13 protein-coding genes are annotated in these 22,486 nt (G+C 46.6%); 11 read left to right on the forward strand and 2 right to left on the reverse strand.

Going from position 1 to position 22,486, the window contains the following annotated elements:
* The first annotated feature begins 11 nt into the window (after positions 1–11).
* On the forward strand, positions 12–1,034 hold the full coding sequence (locus tag C7R94_RS12675; RefSeq protein WP_146142799.1) for an ABC transporter ATP-binding protein: 1,023 nt from the start codon (positions 12–14) through the stop codon (positions 1,032–1,034).
* The gene (locus tag C7R94_RS12680; RefSeq protein ID WP_106781626.1) at positions 1,031–1,981 is read left to right on the forward strand and encodes an ABC transporter ATP-binding protein; all 951 of its coding nucleotides are present in this window, start codon (positions 1,031–1,033) and stop codon (positions 1,979–1,981) included. The genes C7R94_RS12675 and C7R94_RS12680 overlap by 4 nt, the downstream gene beginning before the upstream one ends.
* Positions 1,982–2,032: 51 nt before the next feature.
* On the opposite strand, the gene C7R94_RS12685 is transcribed toward C7R94_RS12680, so the two are convergent.
* A complete protein-coding gene (locus tag C7R94_RS12685) occupies positions 2,033–2,410 on the reverse strand; it encodes a DUF3899 domain-containing protein (protein ID WP_106781628.1) in 378 nt (125 codons plus the stop codon).
* Between the two features lie 18 nt (positions 2,411–2,428).
* Entirely contained in the window at positions 2,429–3,298 is an 870-nt protein-coding gene (locus C7R94_RS12690; RefSeq protein WP_106781631.1) for a LysR family transcriptional regulator, read from the reverse strand.
* 127 nt (positions 3,299–3,425) lie between these two features.
* On the opposite strand from C7R94_RS12690, the gene C7R94_RS12695 reads away from it, so the two are divergent.
* From C7R94_RS12695 to C7R94_RS30260, 9 genes are all read left to right on the forward strand, one after another.
* Entirely contained in the window at positions 3,426–4,322 is an 897-nt protein-coding gene (locus C7R94_RS12695) for a PhzF family phenazine biosynthesis protein (RefSeq protein WP_106781633.1), read from the forward strand.
* A 230-nt stretch (positions 4,323–4,552) separates the two neighbouring features.
* Positions 4,553–12,298: a S8 family serine peptidase gene (locus C7R94_RS12700; RefSeq protein ID WP_106781636.1), complete on the forward strand. Its 7,746-nt coding sequence runs from the start codon at positions 4,553–4,555 to the stop codon at positions 12,296–12,298.
* A gap of 61 nt (positions 12,299–12,359) precedes the next feature.
* Positions 12,360–18,140 carry a polymorphic toxin-type HINT domain-containing protein gene (locus tag C7R94_RS12705; protein ID WP_233220541.1) on the forward strand — a complete coding sequence of 1,927 codons (5,781 nt, stop codon included), beginning with the start codon at positions 12,360–12,362 and terminating at the stop codon, positions 18,138–18,140.
* A gap of 19 nt (positions 18,141–18,159) precedes the next feature.
* Positions 18,160–18,507 carry an Imm8 family immunity protein gene (locus tag C7R94_RS12710; protein ID WP_106781638.1) on the forward strand — a complete coding sequence of 116 codons (348 nt, stop codon included), beginning with the start codon at positions 18,160–18,162 and terminating at the stop codon, positions 18,505–18,507.
* A gap of 87 nt (positions 18,508–18,594) precedes the next feature.
* Positions 18,595–18,915, forward strand: coding sequence for a hypothetical protein (locus C7R94_RS12715; RefSeq protein ID WP_106781641.1), 321 nt, complete (start codon positions 18,595–18,597; stop codon positions 18,913–18,915).
* A 276-nt stretch (positions 18,916–19,191) separates the two neighbouring features.
* Positions 19,192–19,725: a TlpA family protein disulfide reductase gene (locus C7R94_RS12720; protein WP_106781643.1), complete on the forward strand. Its 534-nt coding sequence runs from the start codon at positions 19,192–19,194 to the stop codon at positions 19,723–19,725.
* A 1,073-nt stretch (positions 19,726–20,798) separates the two neighbouring features.
* Positions 20,799–21,506, forward strand: coding sequence for an ABC transporter ATP-binding protein (locus C7R94_RS31105; RefSeq protein WP_412679231.1), 708 nt, complete (start codon positions 20,799–20,801; stop codon positions 21,504–21,506).
* 15 nt (positions 21,507–21,521) lie between these two features.
* Positions 21,522–22,082, forward strand: coding sequence for a MauE/DoxX family redox-associated membrane protein (locus C7R94_RS12730; RefSeq protein ID WP_106781647.1), 561 nt, complete (start codon positions 21,522–21,524; stop codon positions 22,080–22,082).
* 2 nt (positions 22,083–22,084) lie between these two features.
* Positions 22,085–22,246 (forward strand): hypothetical protein, encoded by a 162-nt coding sequence (locus C7R94_RS30260; RefSeq protein WP_197243526.1) that lies wholly within the window; start codon positions 22,085–22,087, stop codon positions 22,244–22,246.
* Positions 22,247–22,486: the final 240 nt, after the last annotated feature.

Consider the following 22,486-nt stretch of genomic DNA (forward strand, 5'->3'; position numbering starts at 1 on the left):
GAGGAATGAGGATGAATCAGCATTTGCTGACAATCGATAACTTGCGGGTGAATTTCAAGACGTATGGTGGCGAGGTTCAAGCTGTGCGGGGAGTGTCCTTTTACGTGGACAAGGGGGAGACGGTTGCCATCGTAGGGGAGAGTGGATGTGGCAAAAGCGTTACGGCTCAAGCGATTATGGGATTAATCCCTAATCCACCCGGAAAAATCGTCGGGGGAAAGGTTGTTTTTGAAGGAGCCGAAATCAGTCACCTGCCCAAAAAAGAGCTGCTGGGTATTCGCGGAACGCAGATCGGCATGGTGTTTCAAGACCCGATGACAGCGCTCAATCCGACGATGAAGGTAGGGACACAAATCGTAGAGGGGTTCGTTCGCAGTCACCAAGTATCGAGAGAGGAAGCGCGAAAGCGAGCGATCGAGATGCTTTCACTCGTGGGAATTCCCGATCCGGAAAAGCGAATCGATCAGTACCCGCACCAATTCAGCGGGGGGATGCGTCAGCGTGTGGTCATTGCGATTGCGCTTGCTTGCCAACCTAAGCTGGTGATTGCTGATGAGCCGACGACAGCACTGGATGTGACGATTCAGGCGCAAATTTTGGATTTGCTCAAGCGACTGCAAGAGGAACAGGAGTTGTCGGTCGTGATTATCACGCATGATTTGGGTGTAGTGGCTGAGATCGCTCATCGCATGGTTGTCATGTATGCGGGGATGGTGGTAGAGACTGGGACGGTTGAGGACGTTTTTGCAAATCCTCGTCACCCGTATACATGGGGACTGATGCGCTCCCTCCCTCGTCTGGATGAAGGCGAAAAGCAACGGCTGATTCCCATCGAAGGCAGCCCTCCAGATTTGTTCAATCCTCCAGTCGGCTGTCCGTTTGCTGCCCGCTGTGATTTTGCGATGGAGATATGCGAACAGCAGATGCCTGTGACGAGCGAATTCGGTCGTGGACATCAGGCTGCTTGCTGGCTCCACGATCCACGGGCACCGCGAATAGAGGAGCTGGTGGCAGCAGGGAGGCAGGGAGTATGACAGAAGCGTTGCTTGATGTTCGTGATTTAAAGAAGTATTTTTCGCTTGGAACCGGGTTTGATTTAAAAGCAGTCGATGGTGTTTCGTTTACGATAAACAAAGGGGAGACGTTCGGTCTGGTCGGCGAAAGTGGCTGCGGGAAGTCTACGCTTGGCCGGACCATTATTCGCCTGTATGACCATACAGATGGTGAAGTGCTGTTCAAAGGGAAGAATGTTCATCAGCTTCGAGGAAAAGACGCGGGGCAGTTCAATCGGGATGCCCAGATGATTTTCCAGGACCCGCAAGCAAGTCTGAACCCGCGTATGACCGTGGAGGATATCATTGCAGAGGGCTTGGACATCCATCATTTGAATCGCGGGATGAGACGAGAGCGAGTAGCGGAATTGCTTCATTTAGTTGGCTTGCATAAGGATCATGCGCAGCGTTTTCCGCATGAATTCAGTGGGGGACAGCGCCAACGGATCGGAATCGCACGGGCGTTGGCAGTAGAGCCGGAATTTATCATTGCCGACGAGCCGATCTCTGCACTCGACGTCTCGATTCAAGCGCAAGTCGTCAATTTATTGGAGGATTTGCAGCATGATCGCGGATTGACCTATTTGTTCATCGCGCATGATCTGTCCATGGTCAAGCATATTTCCAACCGGATTGGCGTCATGTATTTGGGAAAAATGGTCGAGCTGGCATCGAGCTATGAGCTGTACGCGCGTCCGTTGCACCCCTATACGCAGGCTTTGCTCTCTTCTGTGCCGGTGCCGGACCCGACGGTAAAGCGAGAGCGTATCGTTTTGCAGGGAGATTTGCCGAGTCCAGCCAACAAGCCGAGTGGCTGCGGTTTTCGCACACGCTGCCCACTCGCACAGCCTCGTTGTGCGGAAGAAGTGCCGAGGTGGCAGGAGGCGCAACCTGGGCATTGGGTGGCTTGTCATTTGATAGAGTCGTAAGAGAGAAAGAAGGGCTGCTCCCGATCGGTGGGACAGCCCTTCTTTGTGAGGTTACAGATAGTAGAAACAGGTAAGAACGATCGAGAAGACAATCAGCCCAGTGCCCGACGTGAGAAAAAGCGAGGTTCCGATTCGTACGAACGACTCCTTTTTTTCCTCGAAAGCAGGGTCGTTAGCTTGAACGATATCACTGTCCATCATGCGTGGTTTGCGGAAAAACATCCCTTTCAGCTGCTTGAATCCACGCAGAAAAATAGTGAAGAATCCAGAGCGTGTCACGACGGCAATACTCCCTGCGATCAACAGGAAAAGACCGATTAAGAAGCTCTGATTAATCAATGGCAACAACGTACCAGCTTGAATGGTAATTCCTAAAATCACACTGCTGATTACGGAGAGAGCAAGTAGGAGAATGAGCCATTTTTTCAACGAAGAAGCACGTCCTTTTTATAGTGTGGGTGCAATTCGCTCCGCTTCCCGCAAAAAAGCTTGAACGGCAGGTGGGGCTTCACGAATCGAGCGTACAGCCAAGCCGATTTGCCGAGAGAGAGGCGGCGTGATTTCGATGACAGCGACATCGGGCAGTTGTGCTGGTAGAGTCAGTGACGGAACGACTGTCACCCCAACACCGCTTTCTACCATGGCTAGTATCGTTGTATTGTCGGCGATTTCATAGGAAACATTCGGCGTAAGCCCAGCCTTGGCAAATTCCGCGCCAATCAACAAGTGACATCCCGCCATGGGCATGAGAAACGATTCGCGGGCTAATTGCTCCAGAGTGAGAGAGCGCTCCTTTGCCAGAGGATGATTGGCTGGCACGACAGCAAGCAGGGCGTCTGTCGTCAGCAGGATTCCTTCCAGCTCGTCATCGGGCCACACATGAAAACCGACATCGACAACCCCCGAGCGAATCCATTCTTTTATTTCTTGATAGCTTCCTTCATATAGCTTTGTTTGCATATGCGGGTAGTGACTTTCTATCGTCTTTAGCAATTTTGGCAGGAGCTGAGCGGTTACGCTGGGAAAAGAAGCAATCCGGAGCGTTGCCTCCAATAGCCCGCCTGATTCGGCAGCCACCTGTTTAATCAGTGAGACGTTTTCCAATATGGTCCGGGCAGAGGCGACGATTTTTTCGCCAGCTGCGGTCAGCTTAACACCGCTGCGATTGCGGGTGAACAAGGAAATGCCGAGCTCTTTCTCCAGTGCGCCGATGGTATGACTGACACCGGACTGGCTCAAACCGATTTGTTCTCCTGCTCGCGTGAAGTTGCCAGTGTTGGTGACAGCCACAAGGACTTCCATTTGAAACAAAGTCATGGCGCTGCTCCTTTCATGAAGTTTTTATCATGGTTGGCATGCGAAAGCTTCATTTTACAGCGAGGTTGCATCACTTTAAGATGAAAAGCAAGAGAAGCATTCGTTTAAGAAAAGGAGAGAAATAACCATGAATCATGTGAGCGTATACCATGTGGACGCCTTTACGAGAGAGCCATTTGCAGGCAATCCCGCAGGAGTCATCCCGGAAGCAGGTACTTTGACTTTACAACAAATGCAGAAAATTGCCAATGAGTTGAATCTTCCTGAGTCTGCCTTTTTGATGCCATCCGACCATCCAGAAGCAGATTTTCGTATTCGCTACTTTTCTCCTTCGGTTGAGATCGATTTCTGCGGCCATGCGACAGTGGGTTCTGCTTGGCTATTGGCGACAGAGCGCGGATGGTTGGAAAAGAGTAGTCGTATCGTGTTTGAGACAAACGTCGGTTTGATTCCTGTTCAATTGGTGATGGAGGATGGCCAGTTACAGCGAGTGGAAATGACCCAAATTAAGCCTTCTGTGAAGGAGATTGATTTAGACAGTGAAGAGGTAGCGAGGTTGGTTGGCATAACATTGGCCGATCTGGATGATCGCTATCCGATGAAGCTCGCTTCCACTGGCAATATGCATCTACTCGTTCCAGTCCGCACTCGTCAGGCAATCGATGCAGCACAGCCATTGCTCTCAACACTCGCAGAAATGAACAGGGAACACGGCATCACCACAACCCATTTGTTTACGTGGGATGCCCCTGAAGGCTATGACTTATATACGAGGGATTTTGCGCCTGCGATCGGGATTGCGGAAGATCCCGTAACAGGTGCTGCAAACGGGGCACTGGCTGGCTATCTGGCGTTGGAAGAGTTGCTGCCTGCTGGAAAAGTGACTCAACTCGTCATAGGGCAAGGGCATGCGATTGATCGGCCAGGAAAGCTGTATGTAACGGTCGATCGCTCTGGTGAAGAGCCTGTTATTCGCGTAGCAGGTGAGGCGCATTTGACGATCGCGGGGCAGATGAGGGTTTAAATAAGGAAAGGTGAAAGGCGTTCTTGTCTAAGAACGTCTTTTTTTGTCGTTATTTCCTATTGATCCAATATAAGGAATTCATTATAATTCGAATTGTGTGTTTAAGGAATATTTCAATTATTTCACTTGTACTTATTTTCGGTTTTGAACCGGCATTGGGGAGGGAGTCCTAGAGAATGATCCGCTAGTGAAAGCTTCATTCCATTTACATTTAGAAAAGGAGTTGCCTGATGAACAGTAAATTCATCCGTTCCATTAGTATTTGTAACGTTTTTATCTTGCTCTCTTTACTGTTTTTGCAAACGATTCCTGAGCAGGCACGCGCAACTGAAAAAACCAAAACATACTTGATTGGTTTCAAGGACAGTAAACGAACAAAAAGGAGCGCCATCCAGGGGACATCTGTACAACAACTCAATTCCAAAATTATGGTGGCTACTTTAACCGAAAGTGAAAGGGAGGAATTATCCCAAGATCGAAATGTAGCGTACATTGAGGAAGATAGCGACACCGAGTTAGCGGAGATCGACCTGACAGAAAAACAGGAAATGCCATGGGGAGTCGAGCATATAGGTGCACTTCAAGCGCACAGTAAAAATTACTTAGGTAAAAATGTGAAGATAGGAATTTTAGATACCGGAATTTCTCGTCATGAGGATTTGAACGTAAGTGGCGGCATTTCCTATGTAGAAGGTGAAGCGGATTATGATGATGCCCATGGTCATGGTACCGCTGTGGCTGGGGTGATCGCAGGCAAAGACAATCAGCTTGGAATTGTAGGGGTCGCACCCGAAGCGGAAATCTATTCAATTAAAGTTCTCGATGAAAAAGGTCATGGAAAGTATTCGAGTATGATTCAGGGAATAGAATGGGCTATTCAGAATGACATGGATATTATCTCGATCAGTGCAGGCGGGTCCGTGGACAGTCAAGCGTTGCACGACCAGATAAAAAGGGCAAATGAGCATGGGATTCTGGTCATTGCAGCAGCGGGAAATCGAGGCCTCGGTGAGGATACCCAATTATTCCCGGCACAATATCCGGAAACGTTGTCGGTAGGTTCCGTTGATCGGGATAACCAGCGTGCTGATACCTCCAGTGTAGGGACGGGGTTGGACCTGATGGCTCCGGGCGTGGACATTTTAAGCACTTCCCTTCACAAAGGATACGAAGTGCGCTCGGGTACTTCTTTAGCTGCTCCTCACGTGGCAGGTGCCGCAGCAGTCATTTGGTCGAAGAAGGGAAAGGCAACCAACGGTGAAGTCCGGGATATTTTGGTCGAGAGTGCAACACCTCTAGGGGAGCCACGTTTTTATGGCAAAGGGCTGGTGAACCTGGGAAAAGCCTTGGAGATAGGAAGCACAGAGTCTCCCGGGATTCAGTCGATTGAATCTTCTCCTGGCGAGCTGGCTCTTTCCGTAGGGCAAAGCTATCCATTGAAGATCAAGGCGAAGCTGACAGATGACACGACCAAGGACATTACCGAGGAAGCGAGTTATGCCAGTAACGATGAAAAAATTGCAACAGTAAAGCCAACAGGACTGGTGACTGCGACTGGCATTGGTGAGACGCGATTGGTCGTAAAATTCGAAGACAAGACGATCGAAATCCCAGTAGTGGTTAGTGAAAAGGTACCTTTGACCCCACGTGGCGGTCTTGATAATCCAGGAAATAGTGAATTAATTGTCGGTACCTATGAGCTGAAGGGATGGTACCTAGATCCAGCAGGAGTGTCCCAAATCAGTATCATGATTGATGGCATAAAGGTTGGAGAGGCAACCGATGGTGACCCCAGACCCGATATTGAGGCCAAGTATCCAGCGTATCAAAATGGAAACGCAGGTTTTCATTTTAACCTCGATACAAGAGAAATGAGCGTAGGATTGCATACGATCTCGCTTGCTATTCAAAACAAGAATGGAGAGCAGACGGTTATCGAAGGAAATACGTTCTATATTGGCTCCAAGCAGCCAGTAGAGGGCCTTCATGCTGATGTTTCCAAGCTGGAACTAACGGCCGAGAATACGCATCAGCTCGTTGTCTCTACGATTCTCGAAGATAAAACGCTAAAAGATGTAACGATGCTGGCTGAATACACTTCTTCGGATGAAAAAATCGTAACGGTATCTCCAGCTGGCTTCGTAAAAGCAACAGGAATGGGAACAGCGATTGTGACGATTCGCTATGAAGGACAAACCATCACGATTCCTGTCATGATCCAGGAAAAAATCGCGCTCATACCGCGTTGGGAAGTAGAGAGTCCAGCCGATCATTCCACAATGACGGGAGCCTCTCTTATTAAAGGCTGGTATTTAGATCCGGCAGGTGTTTCAAAGATCGAGGTCCATGTAGATGGGAAATTAGTCGGGGAAGCTCTTTACGGGCAACCACGACCTGATATCGCGCAAGCGTACCCGGCTTATCAAAATGCTACTTCCGGTTTTCAGTTCTTTTTGGATACGGCCCAAATAACGGAAGGGCAGCACACCGTTACTGTGATGGCAGTGAATCAGGAAGGGAAAGAGCAAGTCTTGGCGGAGCGCTCCGTGTCCATCGAGCGTGCACAACCAGCCAAGAGTATAGCTGCAAATGTAAGCAAGGTCGAGCTATCTCAAGGGAATACACAGCAACTTATCATTTCGGCTGTTTTGCAAAATGACCAAATCAGAGATGTAACAAGAGAAGTGAAGTACAACCTTGAGGATTCTACAATTGCCAGCATTTCCGATCACGGAATTATCACTGGTCTTCGGATCGGGCAAACCACGGTTATTGTCGACTACCAGGGGCAAGTGCTAACGATACCGATCTCGGTTAAAGCAGCAGCTGGAGTGTCCCAAGGGGGATTGGACAGTCCTCTCGACAATGCGACGATTAGCGGAGTCTACCCTGTAACAGGCTGGTTTATCGCTTCAAGCGGCGTCTCGAGCATTGAGGTGTTGGTGGATGGCGTTGTAATCGGTGAAGCCACGTATGGAGTTCCGCGTCCCGAAATCGAGATTACGGATAGTTCTTTACCAGGTAGCAACGTTGGATTTCATTACGGCCTCGACACAGGCCTTTTTCAAAAAGGGAAGCATACCATTTCCGTTCGCGGAACAGCCAAAGATGGCAATCAAACGATACTGGGGTCAAGAACCGTTCAGGTGGTCGAATTGCTCCCGGCAATTGGATTGCACACAGATATCGCCGAGCTGCAGCTTTCTCAAGGAAAGACACATCCGCTCTCTGTCAAAGCAGAGCTGGAGGATCAGAGCAAGCAGGATGTGACCAAGCTAGCCCTTTATACCGTAGAAGATCCATCTGTTGCAAAAGTGAGTCCAGACGGTGTGGTTACGGCTCTGGCGCAGGGCAATACGAGCCTTACGATCAAATACGGAAATCAGAGTATCAAGATACCAGTCGTCATTACAGCAGCAGAAGTATTAAAGGCAATCGGCGAAATAGAAACGCCAGCAAATGACGCGATTATCAATGGAACCTATACGATAGCCGGCTGGTTTTTGCATTCCTCTACGCCCTCTCGTTATCAGGTCTTCCTTGATGGAAAAGAAGTCGGACAAGCCAATTCGGGCATAGCACGACCTGACATTGCCCTGCTGCATCCAGACTATAAGAATACGCATGCCGGATTCAGCTATACGGTGGACTTGTCCGAGCTGCAATCCGGAGGCCATCATAGGGTTTCTGTCGTGGTGACGGATAGCGAAGGAAACCAGTACCCATTGCCAGAGAAAAGCTTCGTGACTGGTGAAGTAGCTCCGGCAAATAGCTTGAAGCATACGGAATCGGGGATCAGCTTAGCAAAATCATCGATGCAGAAGCTGCAGATTACCGCAACTACAGCTGATCAAAGTCCAAAAGATGTGACTGCCCAAGCTGTATATACGTACGAAAATGCCAATGTGATCCACGTGAGTCCACTGGGGATTGTCACAGGACTCGAAGTAGGAATGACCAAGATTGTCGTCAGCTATGGAGGTCAGACCCTAACCATTCCAGTTGTTGTGACGGAAGCAGAATCCGGCCCACTGGTTGCAAAAGGGCAGATCGACATTCCGATAGACAAAGCAGAAATTGGAGGCACCACAACGATTCAGGGATGGCTCCTTGATCCGGACGGTGTAGCCAAGATTGAAGTTTGGATGGATGGGCAGCTACAAGGAACGGCAGTATATGGCGGGCCACGCCCAGACATTTTTGCGCTGTATCCGCGTTATGAAAATGCAAATGCAGGATTTCAATATCAGCTCGATACCATGCGCTTTAATGAAGGCGAGCACAAAATAACCGTACGAGTAACCAACAAAAAGGGAGTAGAAAGTCTCGTCTTCGATAAAGAAGTAACAGTTGGCCCTGTAACAGGGATTACAACTAATCTCTCCACAATTGAACTTGAGAAAGAAAAGACCGCTTCTCTGACGGTTGTTGCATCTTATCGGGACAAGAGCACGAAGGACGTAACGGGCGCAGTCACCTACGCGATTCAAGACCCAGCCATTGCAAAAATAGACACAGCTGGTGTGATAACGGGCCTAGCGCCAGGGAATACCATTTTGTCTGTCACTTTTGCTGGCATTGTCCAGCAAATGCCTGTTCATGTAAAGGGCGGCGCTTTGACGACGACAGGTGCGATTGATGCCCCAGGAGAGAATGAACAGATTAGCGGAAGCTATATTGTAACAGGCTGGTTCATAACCTCCGGTGAAGTGGAGAAAATCGAAGTGCTGATGGATGGCGTTGCATTGGGTGAGGCGAAATATGGACTGGAGCGACCGGATATTTTGCGAATGTACCCAGAGGCACCCCCTGTAAAACCAGGTTTTTCGTATCTGTTAGAAGTGAATGATCTGGACTTGGGGCAACATCAGCTGACTGTGCTGGTAACGGAAAAAGACGGGAAACAGACCAGCATGGAAAAGGCGATTACGATTGTGAAGCCGATTCATGACAAGTACACCTATTGGCTGCAATTTTCAGATCAGCAGGGCAAGGACAATTGGTCCTATCAAGAGGTGTCAGGGGATCGCCATGCTGATTTGACATGGAACAAGCAAACAGAAGAATGGAAGGGTAATCACGATACGGCCATCGGGAATACGTGGATAAGAGTTGGCAGCTCAAACCCTGTTATCAAATGGGAAGCACCACGATCAGGGAAAATCCAGGTCAGCGGTTGGATTTCCAAAATTCAAGTTGATGAGGGCGATGGGGTAAACGTCCGATTACTGAAAAACGATGAACAAATTTGGCCTTCCACTGGCTGGCAAGCCATTGAATTCAACGATGAAATTGGTGTGGAAATACAAGAAGAGCTTGAGGTAGAGCAAGGAGATGCGCTCTTGTTTCAAGTGGATCAAAAAGAAAGCAGCATTGGCGACTTGCTAAAATGGACACCTGAAATTACTTACATGAGTAACGCTGTTAACGATAATGCGTCTCCCCAAATCTATTTGACCTCTCCCGCTGTGGGAGCAGCAGTCTCCACCGTTGACGGCAAAGATGTTGTCGCGATCTCAGGTTTTGCCATGGACCCGAATATGGGAGATCAGGTAAACATTTGGTATCAGCTGGATGATGAAGATCCACAAGAATTAACGAGATTCACAGCTTCAGAAAAGCACCAGCCATTTTTGTACAACCTGCCCACGAATCATCTGAAACCGGATGTTCTGTACTCTCTTCGTGTCTGGGCTGTTGATCAAAAGTCCGGAAGATCACTCAGTGAAAAAGTAGACTTCACCTTGGACATGAGAGCACAAGCTGAAAAGGAAGACATTGTGGTTGTCGCAGATTGGAAATCTCCGAAAGATGGAACCGAAATTTTAAAAGGAGAAAAGGTTTCACTGACTTGGGAATATGTAGGCTACGGTGGGCACTCCAGTAAAATCGAATCGCAAGAATTACTCATTTATATAAGCGAAGGTGGGCATGTCACCTCAACAATCCGCGAAAAATTGACAGGCACCGCACGTTCCTACGTGTTTGATACAAGTGTGATCGAGAAGAATGCCCGAGTGGAAGCACGAATTCGCTCGATTATGCCGAAGACGCCTGCTTATGTTTATGGCGGCACTGCGAAGTTGAATTTCAGTGTTCTGGCTGCCAATCAAGCTCCTGTCGTATCCAGTACGGAGTTTGTCACCTTGGACAGAGGGCTTACAGGAATCATCAAATATACGCTCAATGAAAATGATGTCACGGACAAAATCGTTGCGACAAAATTACGAGTGGGCTTCACGCCAGGTGGAAATGAGCTTGTTGAAAAAGAGGAGCTGATCCCGGAGGCTTCTCAAAACAGACAAGTTGTTAGCAGGTATTCCTTCCCGCTTACAAAAGAGATGGTGCACCAGACCATTTACTGGACAGTGCAGGCGCAGGATAACCGGGGAGCTTGGACGCCAGCTGTTAACAATTCTGTTCGATTGGAAGAGGCACTTCCGAAAATCGTGATCTACACGCCAGTTGCCAAAAGAGTCATGGACCTTGATGACACCTTTACATTGGATGGAACATACACGAAGCTTACCTCCGGAGAAATGATTGAAGCCCAAGTGTCCTCCTCTCATTCTGCAAAAAAATTCACAACAACAGGAACCTCCGGTCAGTGGGAGCTCAATTGGACGGGGCGGGAAATCGGATCAGGTACGTACGAAAATATCAAAGTGACAGAGCCGACCGTAGTCTATTACTACGGAAGCTTAACAGTAGAAGACAAGCCAGATGCTCCAAGTATCGTTAATGCAGAGGCCGAAACCAATTCACTCAAAATCTATTGGAGTCCGTCTGTAGGTGCCATTGACTACGGAATCCAAGTCGACGGCGGCGGTATCAAAAAGGTGGGCGACGTCACCAACTATACAATCACGGGTCTTCAGCCTGCGCGTGTTTATACCATTAGACTTTGGGCGTATACTTCAGCCGGGATTAGCAGCTACAGCAGCTCGATTACGGTTGAAACGAAACCAGCAGAAGGCAATTTTAATGGAATGGTTGAGAATAGCCCAGTGCGGATGTATTTCCCTGCAAATGAGGCGAAATACATGAAAATCGTTGCTGGAAGAAATGGAACGTATTCATTCACGTTAAACAACGATTCGGGTTCACCAGCAAATGCAACTCTCTCCATCTATAAAGCGGCAAGCTTGCAGGCACATGAGGAGATTGCGGCGGGAGCGAACGGAAGGGTCAACCCCGTATTTGTTGCAGGAAAAACCTATTATGTAAAGATTGTCGCAAAGGATTCCATTTACGCTACGCTTCTGGCAAAGCCAGGGGGAGAGGCCTTTACCTTCAACCAACCAAAGGAAATTACGCTTCAGCCCGGTCAAACGGTAGAGATGATCATGAATACGACCATTCCTGGCAAGTATCGCATGGTTACACAATTGAAAAACCAAACAAATAAATATCCGGTTGTCACGGTACTGTCCAATGGAAATGCCGTTACCCCTAAAGAGACGCCAACCCCTTCAGAAATCAATTATGAGCTGGGGATGGGCAGCTACACGATCAAATTGACCAATACCGAGAGTTATCCGGTGAGTGTTTCCTTTACCGTTTTTGCTCCCCTCCCTGGTGGGACTCTTTATGAGTACGTTTACGATCAAAACAATCGGATTAAGGCGATTAAAGAAAATGGAGTAGAATCCGTAACGTTCATTCATGATGAGAACGGAAATATTTTAAAAAGTGTCAAGCATGAAGTGACGCTTCCACCAAAAGGAACCGTATTACATGTGGATCCGGAAAAGGTGGAGGTACGAGCTGGAAGCACGCGACCGATTAAGGTCACAGCAACACTGGAGGACGGCAGTACGCTGGATGTAACAACACAAGGCCTTTACTCGGTGGTAGATTCTAGGGTTGGATTTATCGTGAAAGGCGTTGTGCATGGGATGAATCCTGGAACAACAGAGGCCAGGGTGTCTTACGGCGGACAGTTTAAAACGATAACGATTACGGTTGTACCCTAATCCATGTTCATGCAGTCCCCCTTCGCATCATGGGGGGATGAATATCTCTAACGGAGGCATTATGAAACATTTTTCCATAAAATCACTCATGATTTATGTGCTATGCCTTGCATTATTCACGACGATGCTGCCGCTTGGAACGACGTTCGCAAATGAATCCTCCCCCGTGTCCATCTCTCTTGTATTGGCAGGTACGGAAGCAGCAACATCTGACACGGCAATCGAAGAGATTCAACAATCCATGGGCGAGTCAATCACCAATGACAATGGAAAAGCAAAAAATCCGACCGAGTACACGGAAGCGGATATTTCTTCTCTTACATGGACGCAGCTAGAGACTGGCACTGTTATTGAGATTCATCGCAGTTTTGACAGAGCCTTGTTAAAATTCGCAGCTTATTTCTATTCCGAGCTGCTGCAATTACTAACAGCAGAAGAACAAGAGGAAATCAAACGCCTTTCCTCTGAGCAGATCATCTCCCAATTTGAGAATCTGAGTCAGGAAAGCAAAGATCTCTTACAACGGTTAACTCCTCTTGTTTTATCTAAAATCAATGAAATCAAGCAACTGGAAGAACAGATGGAGGTCCAATCCACTACGCCTCCTCCGGTAAAATACACCGAAAAGGATCAGGAGTTTCGATTTGCTCGTTCAAAAACAGAGCAATCCGTCGATGATGTATATCGAGCTGCGAACCTGGTCGAGCAAGATCTCTTTTTGCCGGGCAAGCATGGACTGGATCTGGACATAAAACGCAGATACCACTCCCTGAGCAGTAAAATCAGTGTGCCAAGCTGGGATGATGATCTAGACAAGAATGAAGCCCTACATGACAATGATAAATTTGCAACCGGCTGGGATTTTAATATGCCAAGATTGGATATCGTCAGTCGAGAGCAGGCCGTAACGGTAAGGGACGACCCCTATGATTCAAGTCAACAAATTTACTCTACCAAGGTAGATAAGGATCCATCGAGTAATCGGTATTACATCACCTTGGAAGACGGTACATCTTTAGAATATCGGTTCAACAAGTTTGTGAATTATCCGTATCAAGACATCTTCTTCACGATTGACGAAGTGAATCGGAAGTACACGCTGCATTACCGAAATTTGAAGTACGAGTTTGATGTCACCTTGGGAACGGTCGTCAAATCTAATATTTATGGGGACAAGATCAAGTACAACGTGAGTAGTGATGGGGAGCCAGTGAGCATTGAAGATAGTGTCGGCCGTTATGTGGTGCTGAAACGAAAGCAAAACAACACCACGCAGGACTTGATCGTCTATAAAGACAAGACCGAGACCACGGTGCTCAAGCACATTCGCTACCATTTTGAACGAAAATTCGCATTAAGCGGTTATCATCAGCTTGTTCGAGTAGAAGTCCTGCCGACAGCAGGGAGCGGAAGCAGCCCATATACAGTGGCGCGGTATGCCTATCATGATCCGAAAACGAAGGGCATTGCTTATTTCAATTTGAACAAAGAATACACCCTGGATAAGCTCCCAACTGATCAAACCCTCCAAGATTCAGCAAAGTACTGGGAATCGGATACAAAGAAGCGTAAGGAAATCGATTACTTGCTTATGCAAGAGGTTTCCTATCCGTTGCAAGGATTAAAAATCAACTACGACTATCGTCCCTATCAACTAGGTCAGACTACGTTTAATGACGGTCTCGTAAGGATTTTTCAAGACAAGTATGCACTAAGCTATGTAGCCTATCATCCTGTTAATAAAGTATCGTACAGCTATACGCAGAAAACGCCGAGCGGTTCGAATACGTATAAGCTGGAAAAGACCTATGCAGATAACGGCAATTTCCGCGAGATATGGAAGGTACCAAAGGAACAACTGCCCAGATTGAAGAATTTTGCAGAACGCCATGGGGATACCATCCAAGTCACGGAATCTGAGGCTTCCCGTTACACGAAGAATTCCATTTACAAGGTCAATCAAGACGGAAATCCGTTGCTGAGAAGCGAGAAGACAACAGGCGTGAGTAAAGGCGGTACGAATGTATCTGGTGCCAAGTATCGGGTCGAGTACAATCCAACTACGTACACAACCTATGCCTATTCCGGTCGGAATACAAAGCCGACGTATCAATACGTTTTCTTGGAACCGACATCGGCCGTTAGTGATCTGGACGTATTCAATCACTACTTGAAAGACCCGAATGTTTCCAATCGTGCACAGTATGCTGCTAAGATCAACAACTACGCACAAGAGACGTACCTGGAATACAACCATTATGGACAACTGATCAAGCAGATTGCGCCAGACGGGATTATGAGTACATGGACATACGATGAGGTGGCGCTAAATCCGTGGGGATTCCGTACCTTCTCTGTGTTGAAGGCAGCCCGAACACAATCAACGACAGCATCCGGTGATCCGTATTATTCGAATACCACCTATGAGTACAACGATCAATATATGCTCCGGAAGGAAACGGAGATCAACTCGTTCCCTTCCAATTTAATCAATACGCCCAAAAGTCAATCGGTTGAACGAACCTACGAGTACACAAACAAACAGCTTTATTCGATTACGGAGAACTTTGGCGCAGGAAAAACACGGACGCAGACCTTCACCGCTTATGATCAATACGGAATTCAGCCTACACAGATCGCACTCGCTGGTGTCGAGCTGGAGAGTGGAAAATCGGATGTGCTGAATTTTTCCTACGAAATCGACGACAAAGGCCAAATCAAAAGCCAGACCTATCCGAACGGAAGCAAGGCTACTTACGAATACGATGAGCTAGGAAGACCTCTATCAGAGACTTTTCAAAATCAAGGGGCAAAACGAACCATTACGTATGTGTATCGGGACGGCGAAGCTTCTGGATCGAGTACAGATGGACCGGGCATCGTGGAGAAAATTGCCCCGGATTCATCGAAGCTCATTACCTACTACACGCCATATGGAGATACCGCCTATCAAGAACAGGTAGGCACAACAGGTGCGAAACGTCCTTTGGTAGAAAACGAGTTCACACCAGATGGGTTAGAGGTTAGCCGGACGGTTCCTTTTGGGAAGCAGGGGGAAAGCACCTCGTATCTGTATGACTGGGATGGCTTTTTGTATCAAACGACGAATGCACTCGGAACTACCAAACACCATCGAAACAATGCCTACTCGGATGGATCGAAATATTTGCCACGATTGACGGAACAAACGCTCTCTCCAAATGGGTTCATCGTAACCACCTACCGCGACTTGTATGGAAGAGTAGAGAGCACAGAGGAGACGACCCAAAGTGGCAGTCACCATCGCGTGACAAACTATCAGACGGATCGATTCGGGAAAGTAACCTATAAGGAAATCACTGACGGCAAAACTTCCCAAGCGTGGAGTATGCGCTTCGATCATAACGACAATCTAGTATATTTGCAGGATCCGGAAAACAACGTAAACGTATATGGCTACGATACGCTAGGCAATCTCACCAGTGTTCTGGAAAATGGGACGACTACGGCAGAGTATATCTACAATAGTTTGGCATGGAAGCTCTCGGAGAAGAATCCAGAGACAAAAGCGGAGACGTACACCTACGATAAAAGCGGCCTTGTGAAGAGTTACAAGGACAAAAACGGCGTCACGTTCAACTACGATTATTCGCCTTTCCATGAACTGACGAAAGTTTCTTCTGGTACTGCCTTCTATGAAGAGCGCGTGTATGATCCACAGTCTGGTCTGCTTTTGAGCGAAAATAATCACACAGGAAACGCGATCAGCTATGGCTACGATGGATTCCATCGGAAGAATCGCCAGACGATGATGGGCAAAGACTACCAGCTTCTCTATTCAGACAGCGACGATTCGGTAGATACACTTGTATACCCAGCAAGAAGTGCGGTATCTGGTTCTGCCCCATCGATGAGAGTTGAATACACCTATGACAACGCGAATAGATTGAACTCGGTGGCGATCCCTGGAGTTGGAACGACCACGTATACATACGATATTAGTAACTCAGGTGAAACCAATGCTATATCGTATCCGGGGCAACCAACAGCCATGCAGCAATCGATCAGCTCATTTGGTGAAAAAACAGCCTTGAATCACGCAGACGGCTGGAATGAGACAAATGGCTACGATATTTTTGGGAATATCACCAGTCAAAAGCGCTCCGGCACGAATTATGGATTGTTTGTGTACGACAAGCTTTCCCGGATCAAGGAAGAATCGGTCGAAGGAAACATCAGACAGTATGCCTATGATAATCGAGGCAACCGTCAAGTATACGCCAATGCTCCGGCAAATATCTTGCGCTCCTATGAAATGAAGCACGATTTGTTTAATCGTTTGCAGGAGTATAAGGACGATAAGGGGACAACGACGTACACATATTACCCAGGTGGACTGCGTGCGACGAAGCAACAGACTGGCAGCGTGACGGATACGACTCACTACGTTTACCTGAATGGGCAAGTCATTGAAGAGCTCACGCAGGATGGCAGGGTCAAAGCGCGGAATGTGTTTGGCAATCAGTTGATTTGGCGAAAAGACTATTCATCGAATCTTGAAGGCAGTTACTACTACAACAGCCACGGAGATGTTGTTAAGATTAAGGATTCGAACGGCAATGTCTTGAATACGTATGACTATGATATTTGGGGAAACTTGATCACGGATAAGGTTAAGGAGACGCTTTCTAACCCGTTTATGTATGCGGGGGAGATGTATGACAAAGAGAGCGGATTCTATTATTTGCGAGCCCGGTATTATGATCCGAAGATCGGGCGGTTTATATCGGAGGATACGTATAAGGGGCAAGTGGATAATCCGTTGACGTTGAATCGGTATACGTATGTAAGTAATAATCCGCTAAAATATGTTGATCCTACTGGTAATGTCCAGGAAATTCATGCAGATTGGGCGCCAGGGAAGAAAAAAATTGATCCGTTGGTGAACGGGTTATTGCTTGGGTATCCTGAACAAGTTCAAAAGGTAATGGATACGGAGCCTTTCACCTTAGAAAACTTAGCAGCAAATGCAGAATTATTTATTTCAATAATTCCAGCAGTAAAAATTGAAGGTGAAGTTAGTCAGTTAACTGCAAATGGATTAAACAAAGCGGTTAAATCAACCAATATCAAGGCGTTAGTTGATTGCAACTGCTTTACGGCAGGAACAAAGGTGCTAACAGACGAAGGTGAGAAACCTATCGAGGAAATCGAGGTAGGTGATAAAGTCCTAGCCAAAGACGATGAGACAGGTGAGATGGCCTATAAAGAAGTCGAATGGCTTTTCCAACGTGATGTTGAGGCAACGTATAATATTACTGTTAGCGGTGAAGTCATAACGACCACTGACGAACATCCGTTTTGGATTGTTGGCAAAGGTTGGGTGGAATCTAAAAATATTGCGGTGGGCGATGTTCTCACAACCTCCGATGGCAAGGAATTGGCCATTGAGAAGATTGAGGTTAAGGAGGAACATAGAACTGTCTACAACTTTAAGGTAAAGGACTTCCATACGTACTTTGTTTCTAACCTCGGAATTTGGACGCATAATAGGTGCAATATTACAGGGACTGAGCTTGCTAATAAAGCAAGAGCGGCAATAGGAAATAGTGGATTACAAGGAATGAAAGCCGAAGGTAGCGTAGTGGAACAAGCCGCTTATGATTTTGTGGGAACTGGTGGGAAAATGAAGATACTTAGTGGTGGAGCGCTTTATACTAGTAAGGACGGATTGAGATCTGTGAGGATTGGACAAAAATATGGAAAAAGTAAGCAACAAGGTACAATTGTTCGTGAAGCTAACTTTGAGCAAGTTGATAAGAATGGTAAGCTGATTTCCAATTATCATGTGGTAATAGAATAATACTGGAGGAAGTGATTAAATGATAATACCAGTTTTAAAGGATATTGTCGTACGAGGCGAACCAGAAAGTGTTGATAATTTTATTCTTTCAGCAAATGCAGATATAGGAGCAAAAGACGAGGAAGGTGTCGAGTACTTTTATTTTAGAATTATCTCATCTAAAAGATTACTTTCAATGCTTAAAGAGGACAGTATTATAGATTGCAGAGCGACATTTATAGTTAATGAGTTTAATATTGAGTTAATTGAGAGGGAGATTAATAAGATATTAGAGGACTGCATTAGATCTACTTGGGAAGAGGTTGCACAAGCAATCAATCGATATCTATGTTGGGAATATGACAATATAAAGTACGAGACTGTCTAGGCACATCGATTCATAAAGGGTACACAAAATTATCAACAGAGTCTACACTGTTTTTCAGGCTAACGATGAATCTATGGTGGTGAGTGCATGGATATCCAGGCGATAAAAGATTTCGTACTGACACATAATTTGGAGGAGCGAAGTATTACTGGATTTTGGAACTATTTTAATAACTACCAAAAAGAATGTAGTGAGGAATTTCAAAAAGAATTTCCAGATTATGATGCTAACCATGTAGAGGTATTCATTGATACTGTCTCCCTTCGAATCACCAATTGGCCTGATGATGGTTATAATCATGTAATCATTGTCGTTAGAATGCATTACAAAGATCAATATGCTGGAATGTATGAGATGATCTTTAACTTATCCGGTGACGTAGGGGATGATCACTTATCGCTCTTTTAGGGCTGAGATTAAAAATATCCAATTTTTTAACCACATGTGAGTTTATGACTCCATGTGGTTTTTATATTTGTACCTCACTCTTTGCCGATTAACCCGAGGAATTAACCCCAAGTCCTTCTTCGTCAAAAGTCAGTTGCAACCACCAATTTTTTTCTACCACCAAACCCATTTGAACCATAAAACAATGACAAAACTTGAATATTATGGTATTTTCTCTGTAAAAACACGTCACGCCTCTCGCATAATCTCGAGTCGCACGAAAGGAGATCGATAGATTTGCTCATAGCCATAAACATGATCTTTCTACTTATCTTTGCGTACCTATTGGCAAAACTCCTCACCCTACTAAAACAAACCCAGAAACAGGTCCATCACTTCCACCCATTCATCCCAGAAACCGGACCAGCAATCGGCACCAAACTACAATCGCTGCCTTTCCTCACGCTAAACGGTCAAGAACAACAACTAAACCACTTGCCCCGTCCACTGATCATAAACTTCACCCATACGGGCTGCGGGCACTGTGCCAATCATGTGCACGAACTATTATCCGAGGGTAGGGTACTCACAGATGCATCCGTTATCATCTCAACAGAATCCGAGCACATATCCACTTCCCAATGGCTGAAAGAAAACAACATATCCGGCATCCCTGTCTTGATCGGCAACGAACCCATGCTGGAGGCATACAAAATCAACCATTTCCCCAGCGTTTTTGTAATCGATGAGCAGGACGTCATTCGTGCCAAGCCGATAACCGCCGTGGAAACCAAAAAGAAGCTCCTGGCGCTAGCAGGTGAACCAGCATGACTCGCTCCTATTTTGCAAAAACCGTTCGATTGATTTGGGCACATGGCAAGCTATGGCTCATTTGCTCTATTGCCCTCAGAATCATCCTGGCATTTTCCCCGTTGGCTACGATCTGGATCATGAAAGAAATGGTAAATGAGGTTACAGCCATTGCGCTGGACCACACGGATGATTACCAGCCATTGCTTTGGCTGCTTGCTGGACTATTTTTCGTGACGCTGGTGACGAATGCATTGGAGACGGTCTTGCGTATTCTCGATGCCCATACGGAGCAACGACTGGAATATCATTTGGAGCATATGGTAGCTAAGAAAGCAGCATCTGTTCCGCTCTCCTATTTCGATGATCCGGAATTTTACAATCATCACCACCGTATCCGGGCAGAGGCAATGGGGGAACGCTTTCTGGACCCTGTGGAAAGGGTATTGGATCTAGGAAAAAATCTGATTACTCTGATTTCATATGCGGTGTTTTTGCTTAGCATTCACTGGGGATTAGCTGTGATGAGCTTGCTGGCCGTGATCCCGCTGTTAATCGTCCAAATTAAATTTGGTATGTCGGAATACTTTCTCGCAAGGCTACAGACGCCAGAGATTCGCGAAGCCTCCTACATTAGCTCGATCCTGAATGAGCGTGACAGCTCCAAAGAGGTCCGACTGTTTCAGCTAAAGGACTTTTTGCTAGGCAGATGGTCTCGCTTGTATTTGAAAAATATGAAAGAGGTACTTCGTCTGCTCCACCGCAGGGAAAAAGCACTGATTCTCTCAGGGATCTTTACCTCCTCGATGTATATTGGCTGCTTGGGATTGGTCGTATCGCTGCTTCGTGCGAGCGCCCTGAAGGTAGGGGATTTTGTAGCGATTGCACAAGCGGTACAGAATACGCAGCAGCTGCTTTCTTTAATGACCTTTAACCTCGCACATATCGTCAACAGATGCTTGTACATCGCTGATCTGTTTGACTTTCTGGAATATGAGGATAAAACGATTCCGCAGCTCACTGGCAAAGCGGAGTTTCCCACCAAGCTGCAATCTGGTATTACGTTTGATCGGGTTTCGTTTTGCTATCCCAAAATGGAGCGCAATGTGATCCATGAAGTTTCCTTTAGTATCAAGCCGGGGGAGCGTATTGCGATTGTCGGCGATAATGGCTCTGGAAAAACGACGCTCGTCAAATGCCTGATGGGGCTTTATCCGATCCATTCTGGAAATATTCTGTTCGACAATAAGTCGATTCGTGAGCTCGATATTTCCGACCTGCAACGAAATATCACGGTCATCTTCCAAGACTTCATTCGGTACAATTTCACTGCTGGAGAGAACATCACCATTGGGAGAGTAACGCAGGAAGTCAATCCCGCCCAGATGAGACAAGTAGCGGTTGAAACCGGTGCAGATACCTTTATTCGTAGGCTGCCCAGTGGATATGATACGATTTTGGGTCGGACGCTACAGGATGGCGAAGACCTGTCAGGTGGACAGTGGCAGAAGATCGCATTGGCGCGGGCTTTGTACAGAAGAGGCGAGATTTTTATTCTAGACGAGCCTACAGCGGCACTTGATCCGCAGGCAGAGCTGGAAGTATTTCAGCAGTTTGATGCCCTCACACAGAATAAGACGGCGATTTTTATTTCCCATCGGATGGCTGCAGCACGAATGGCGGATCGGATTTTTGTCATGAAGCAAGGTCAGCTGATCGAAGTCGGTCATCATGATGAGCTCATGGATGCAAACGGAGAATACTCGCGCATGTACCGCATGCAGGCGAAATGGTTTGCGTAACAAAGGAGGGGTGTTATGGAGGAGCTTGGGCTGCTATTTCGGCTGATTCTCGCGTTTTTATTTCTCAGCACGTTTGTTTCAAAAATAAGCGATATGGGTACGCATTTGTCTATTGTGCGAGCCTATCAGATCATACCCTACTCGTGGTCAAAAAGCTTTACGTATCTGGATCTGGGGCTGCAGGCCATCGTAGCGGTTTCCTTGCTAATCGGTTTTTTTACAACGCTGGGACTGTCCTTGGCGATTTTATTGCTAGGGGTGTACACACTTGCGATCAGTATCAATCTAGCAAGAGGCAGAAAGAAGATTTCATGCGGATGCGGCGGAATGGCTGGAAATCATTTTTTATCGTGGAAGCTTGTTTTGCGTAATCTCGTTTTCATCAGTCTGGCAGTCTGTGTGGAGCAATGGAGCGGGGGCTGGGCAAGTGTTGACCATTATTTAATGTCCGGCAGTTTCGAAATCACCAACGGAGTTATGGCTATCTTCTTTTCGAGTGTATGCCTCTCACTGCTCATGGCTATTAGTGGAGAAATCAGTACGTTCAAACATATTTTGCGAAAAAGGCAGGGATGAACATGTCTACAGGCTGGATGATTGGGTTCGGGGTATTATGGGTGACGGTCATCGCGATTTTAGTCGTCTTGTTTCAAGTATTAAAGGTGGTTGGGACGTTCATTAACAAAATGGAAGCAGCAGAGGAGAATAGTAGGAGAAGCGACAATAATATTACTTATTGAAATTTCAGAAAACACTTTCATTTTTCGTATAAAGATTGTATTATATTGCTGTAAATACATTTTATGGAAAGGGTGAGGTGATAGGCATGTTCAAAAAATTACTCCAAAAACTAGGAGCAAGTGCGTTCGCGGGATGCCAAAAAGGATGCATAAGAAATGGCTCATTGTGTGAATGTCCTTGGTAGTTTTTCAGACGCATAAATAGAGCAAGACTGTCTCGCAAGTAGAAAATTCTACTAT

The organism is Brevibacillus sp. NRRL NRS-603, assembly GCF_003013445.1.
GTDB classification, from domain to species: Bacteria; Bacillota; Bacilli; order Brevibacillales; family Brevibacillaceae; genus Brevibacillus; species Brevibacillus formosus.

Coding starts and splice junctions, on each gene's coding strand:
- C7R94_RS12675 (WP_146142799.1), top strand. CDS start 12: ATGAATCAGCATTTGCTGACAATCGATAACTTGCGGGTGAATTTCAAG.
- C7R94_RS12680 (WP_106781626.1), top strand. CDS start 1,031: ATGACAGAAGCGTTGCTTGATGTTCGTGATTTAAAGAAGTATTTTTCG.
- C7R94_RS12690 (WP_106781631.1), bottom strand. CDS start 3,298: ATGACTTTGTTTCAAATGGAAGTCCTTGTGGCTGTCACCAACACTGGC.
- C7R94_RS12695 (WP_106781633.1), top strand. CDS start 3,426: ATGAATCATGTGAGCGTATACCATGTGGACGCCTTTACGAGAGAGCCA.
- C7R94_RS12700 (WP_106781636.1), top strand. CDS start 4,553: ATGAACAGTAAATTCATCCGTTCCATTAGTATTTGTAACGTTTTTATC.
- C7R94_RS12705 (WP_233220541.1), top strand. CDS start 12,360: ATGAAACATTTTTCCATAAAATCACTCATGATTTATGTGCTATGCCTT.
- C7R94_RS12710 (WP_106781638.1), top strand. CDS start 18,160: ATGATAATACCAGTTTTAAAGGATATTGTCGTACGAGGCGAACCAGAA.
- C7R94_RS12715 (WP_106781641.1), top strand. CDS start 18,595: ATGGATATCCAGGCGATAAAAGATTTCGTACTGACACATAATTTGGAG.
- C7R94_RS31105 (WP_412679231.1), top strand. CDS start 20,799: ATGGAGCGCAATGTGATCCATGAAGTTTCCTTTAGTATCAAGCCGGGG.
- C7R94_RS12730 (WP_106781647.1), top strand. CDS start 21,522: ATGGAGGAGCTTGGGCTGCTATTTCGGCTGATTCTCGCGTTTTTATTT.
- C7R94_RS30260 (WP_197243526.1), top strand. CDS start 22,085: ATGTCTACAGGCTGGATGATTGGGTTCGGGGTATTATGGGTGACGGTC.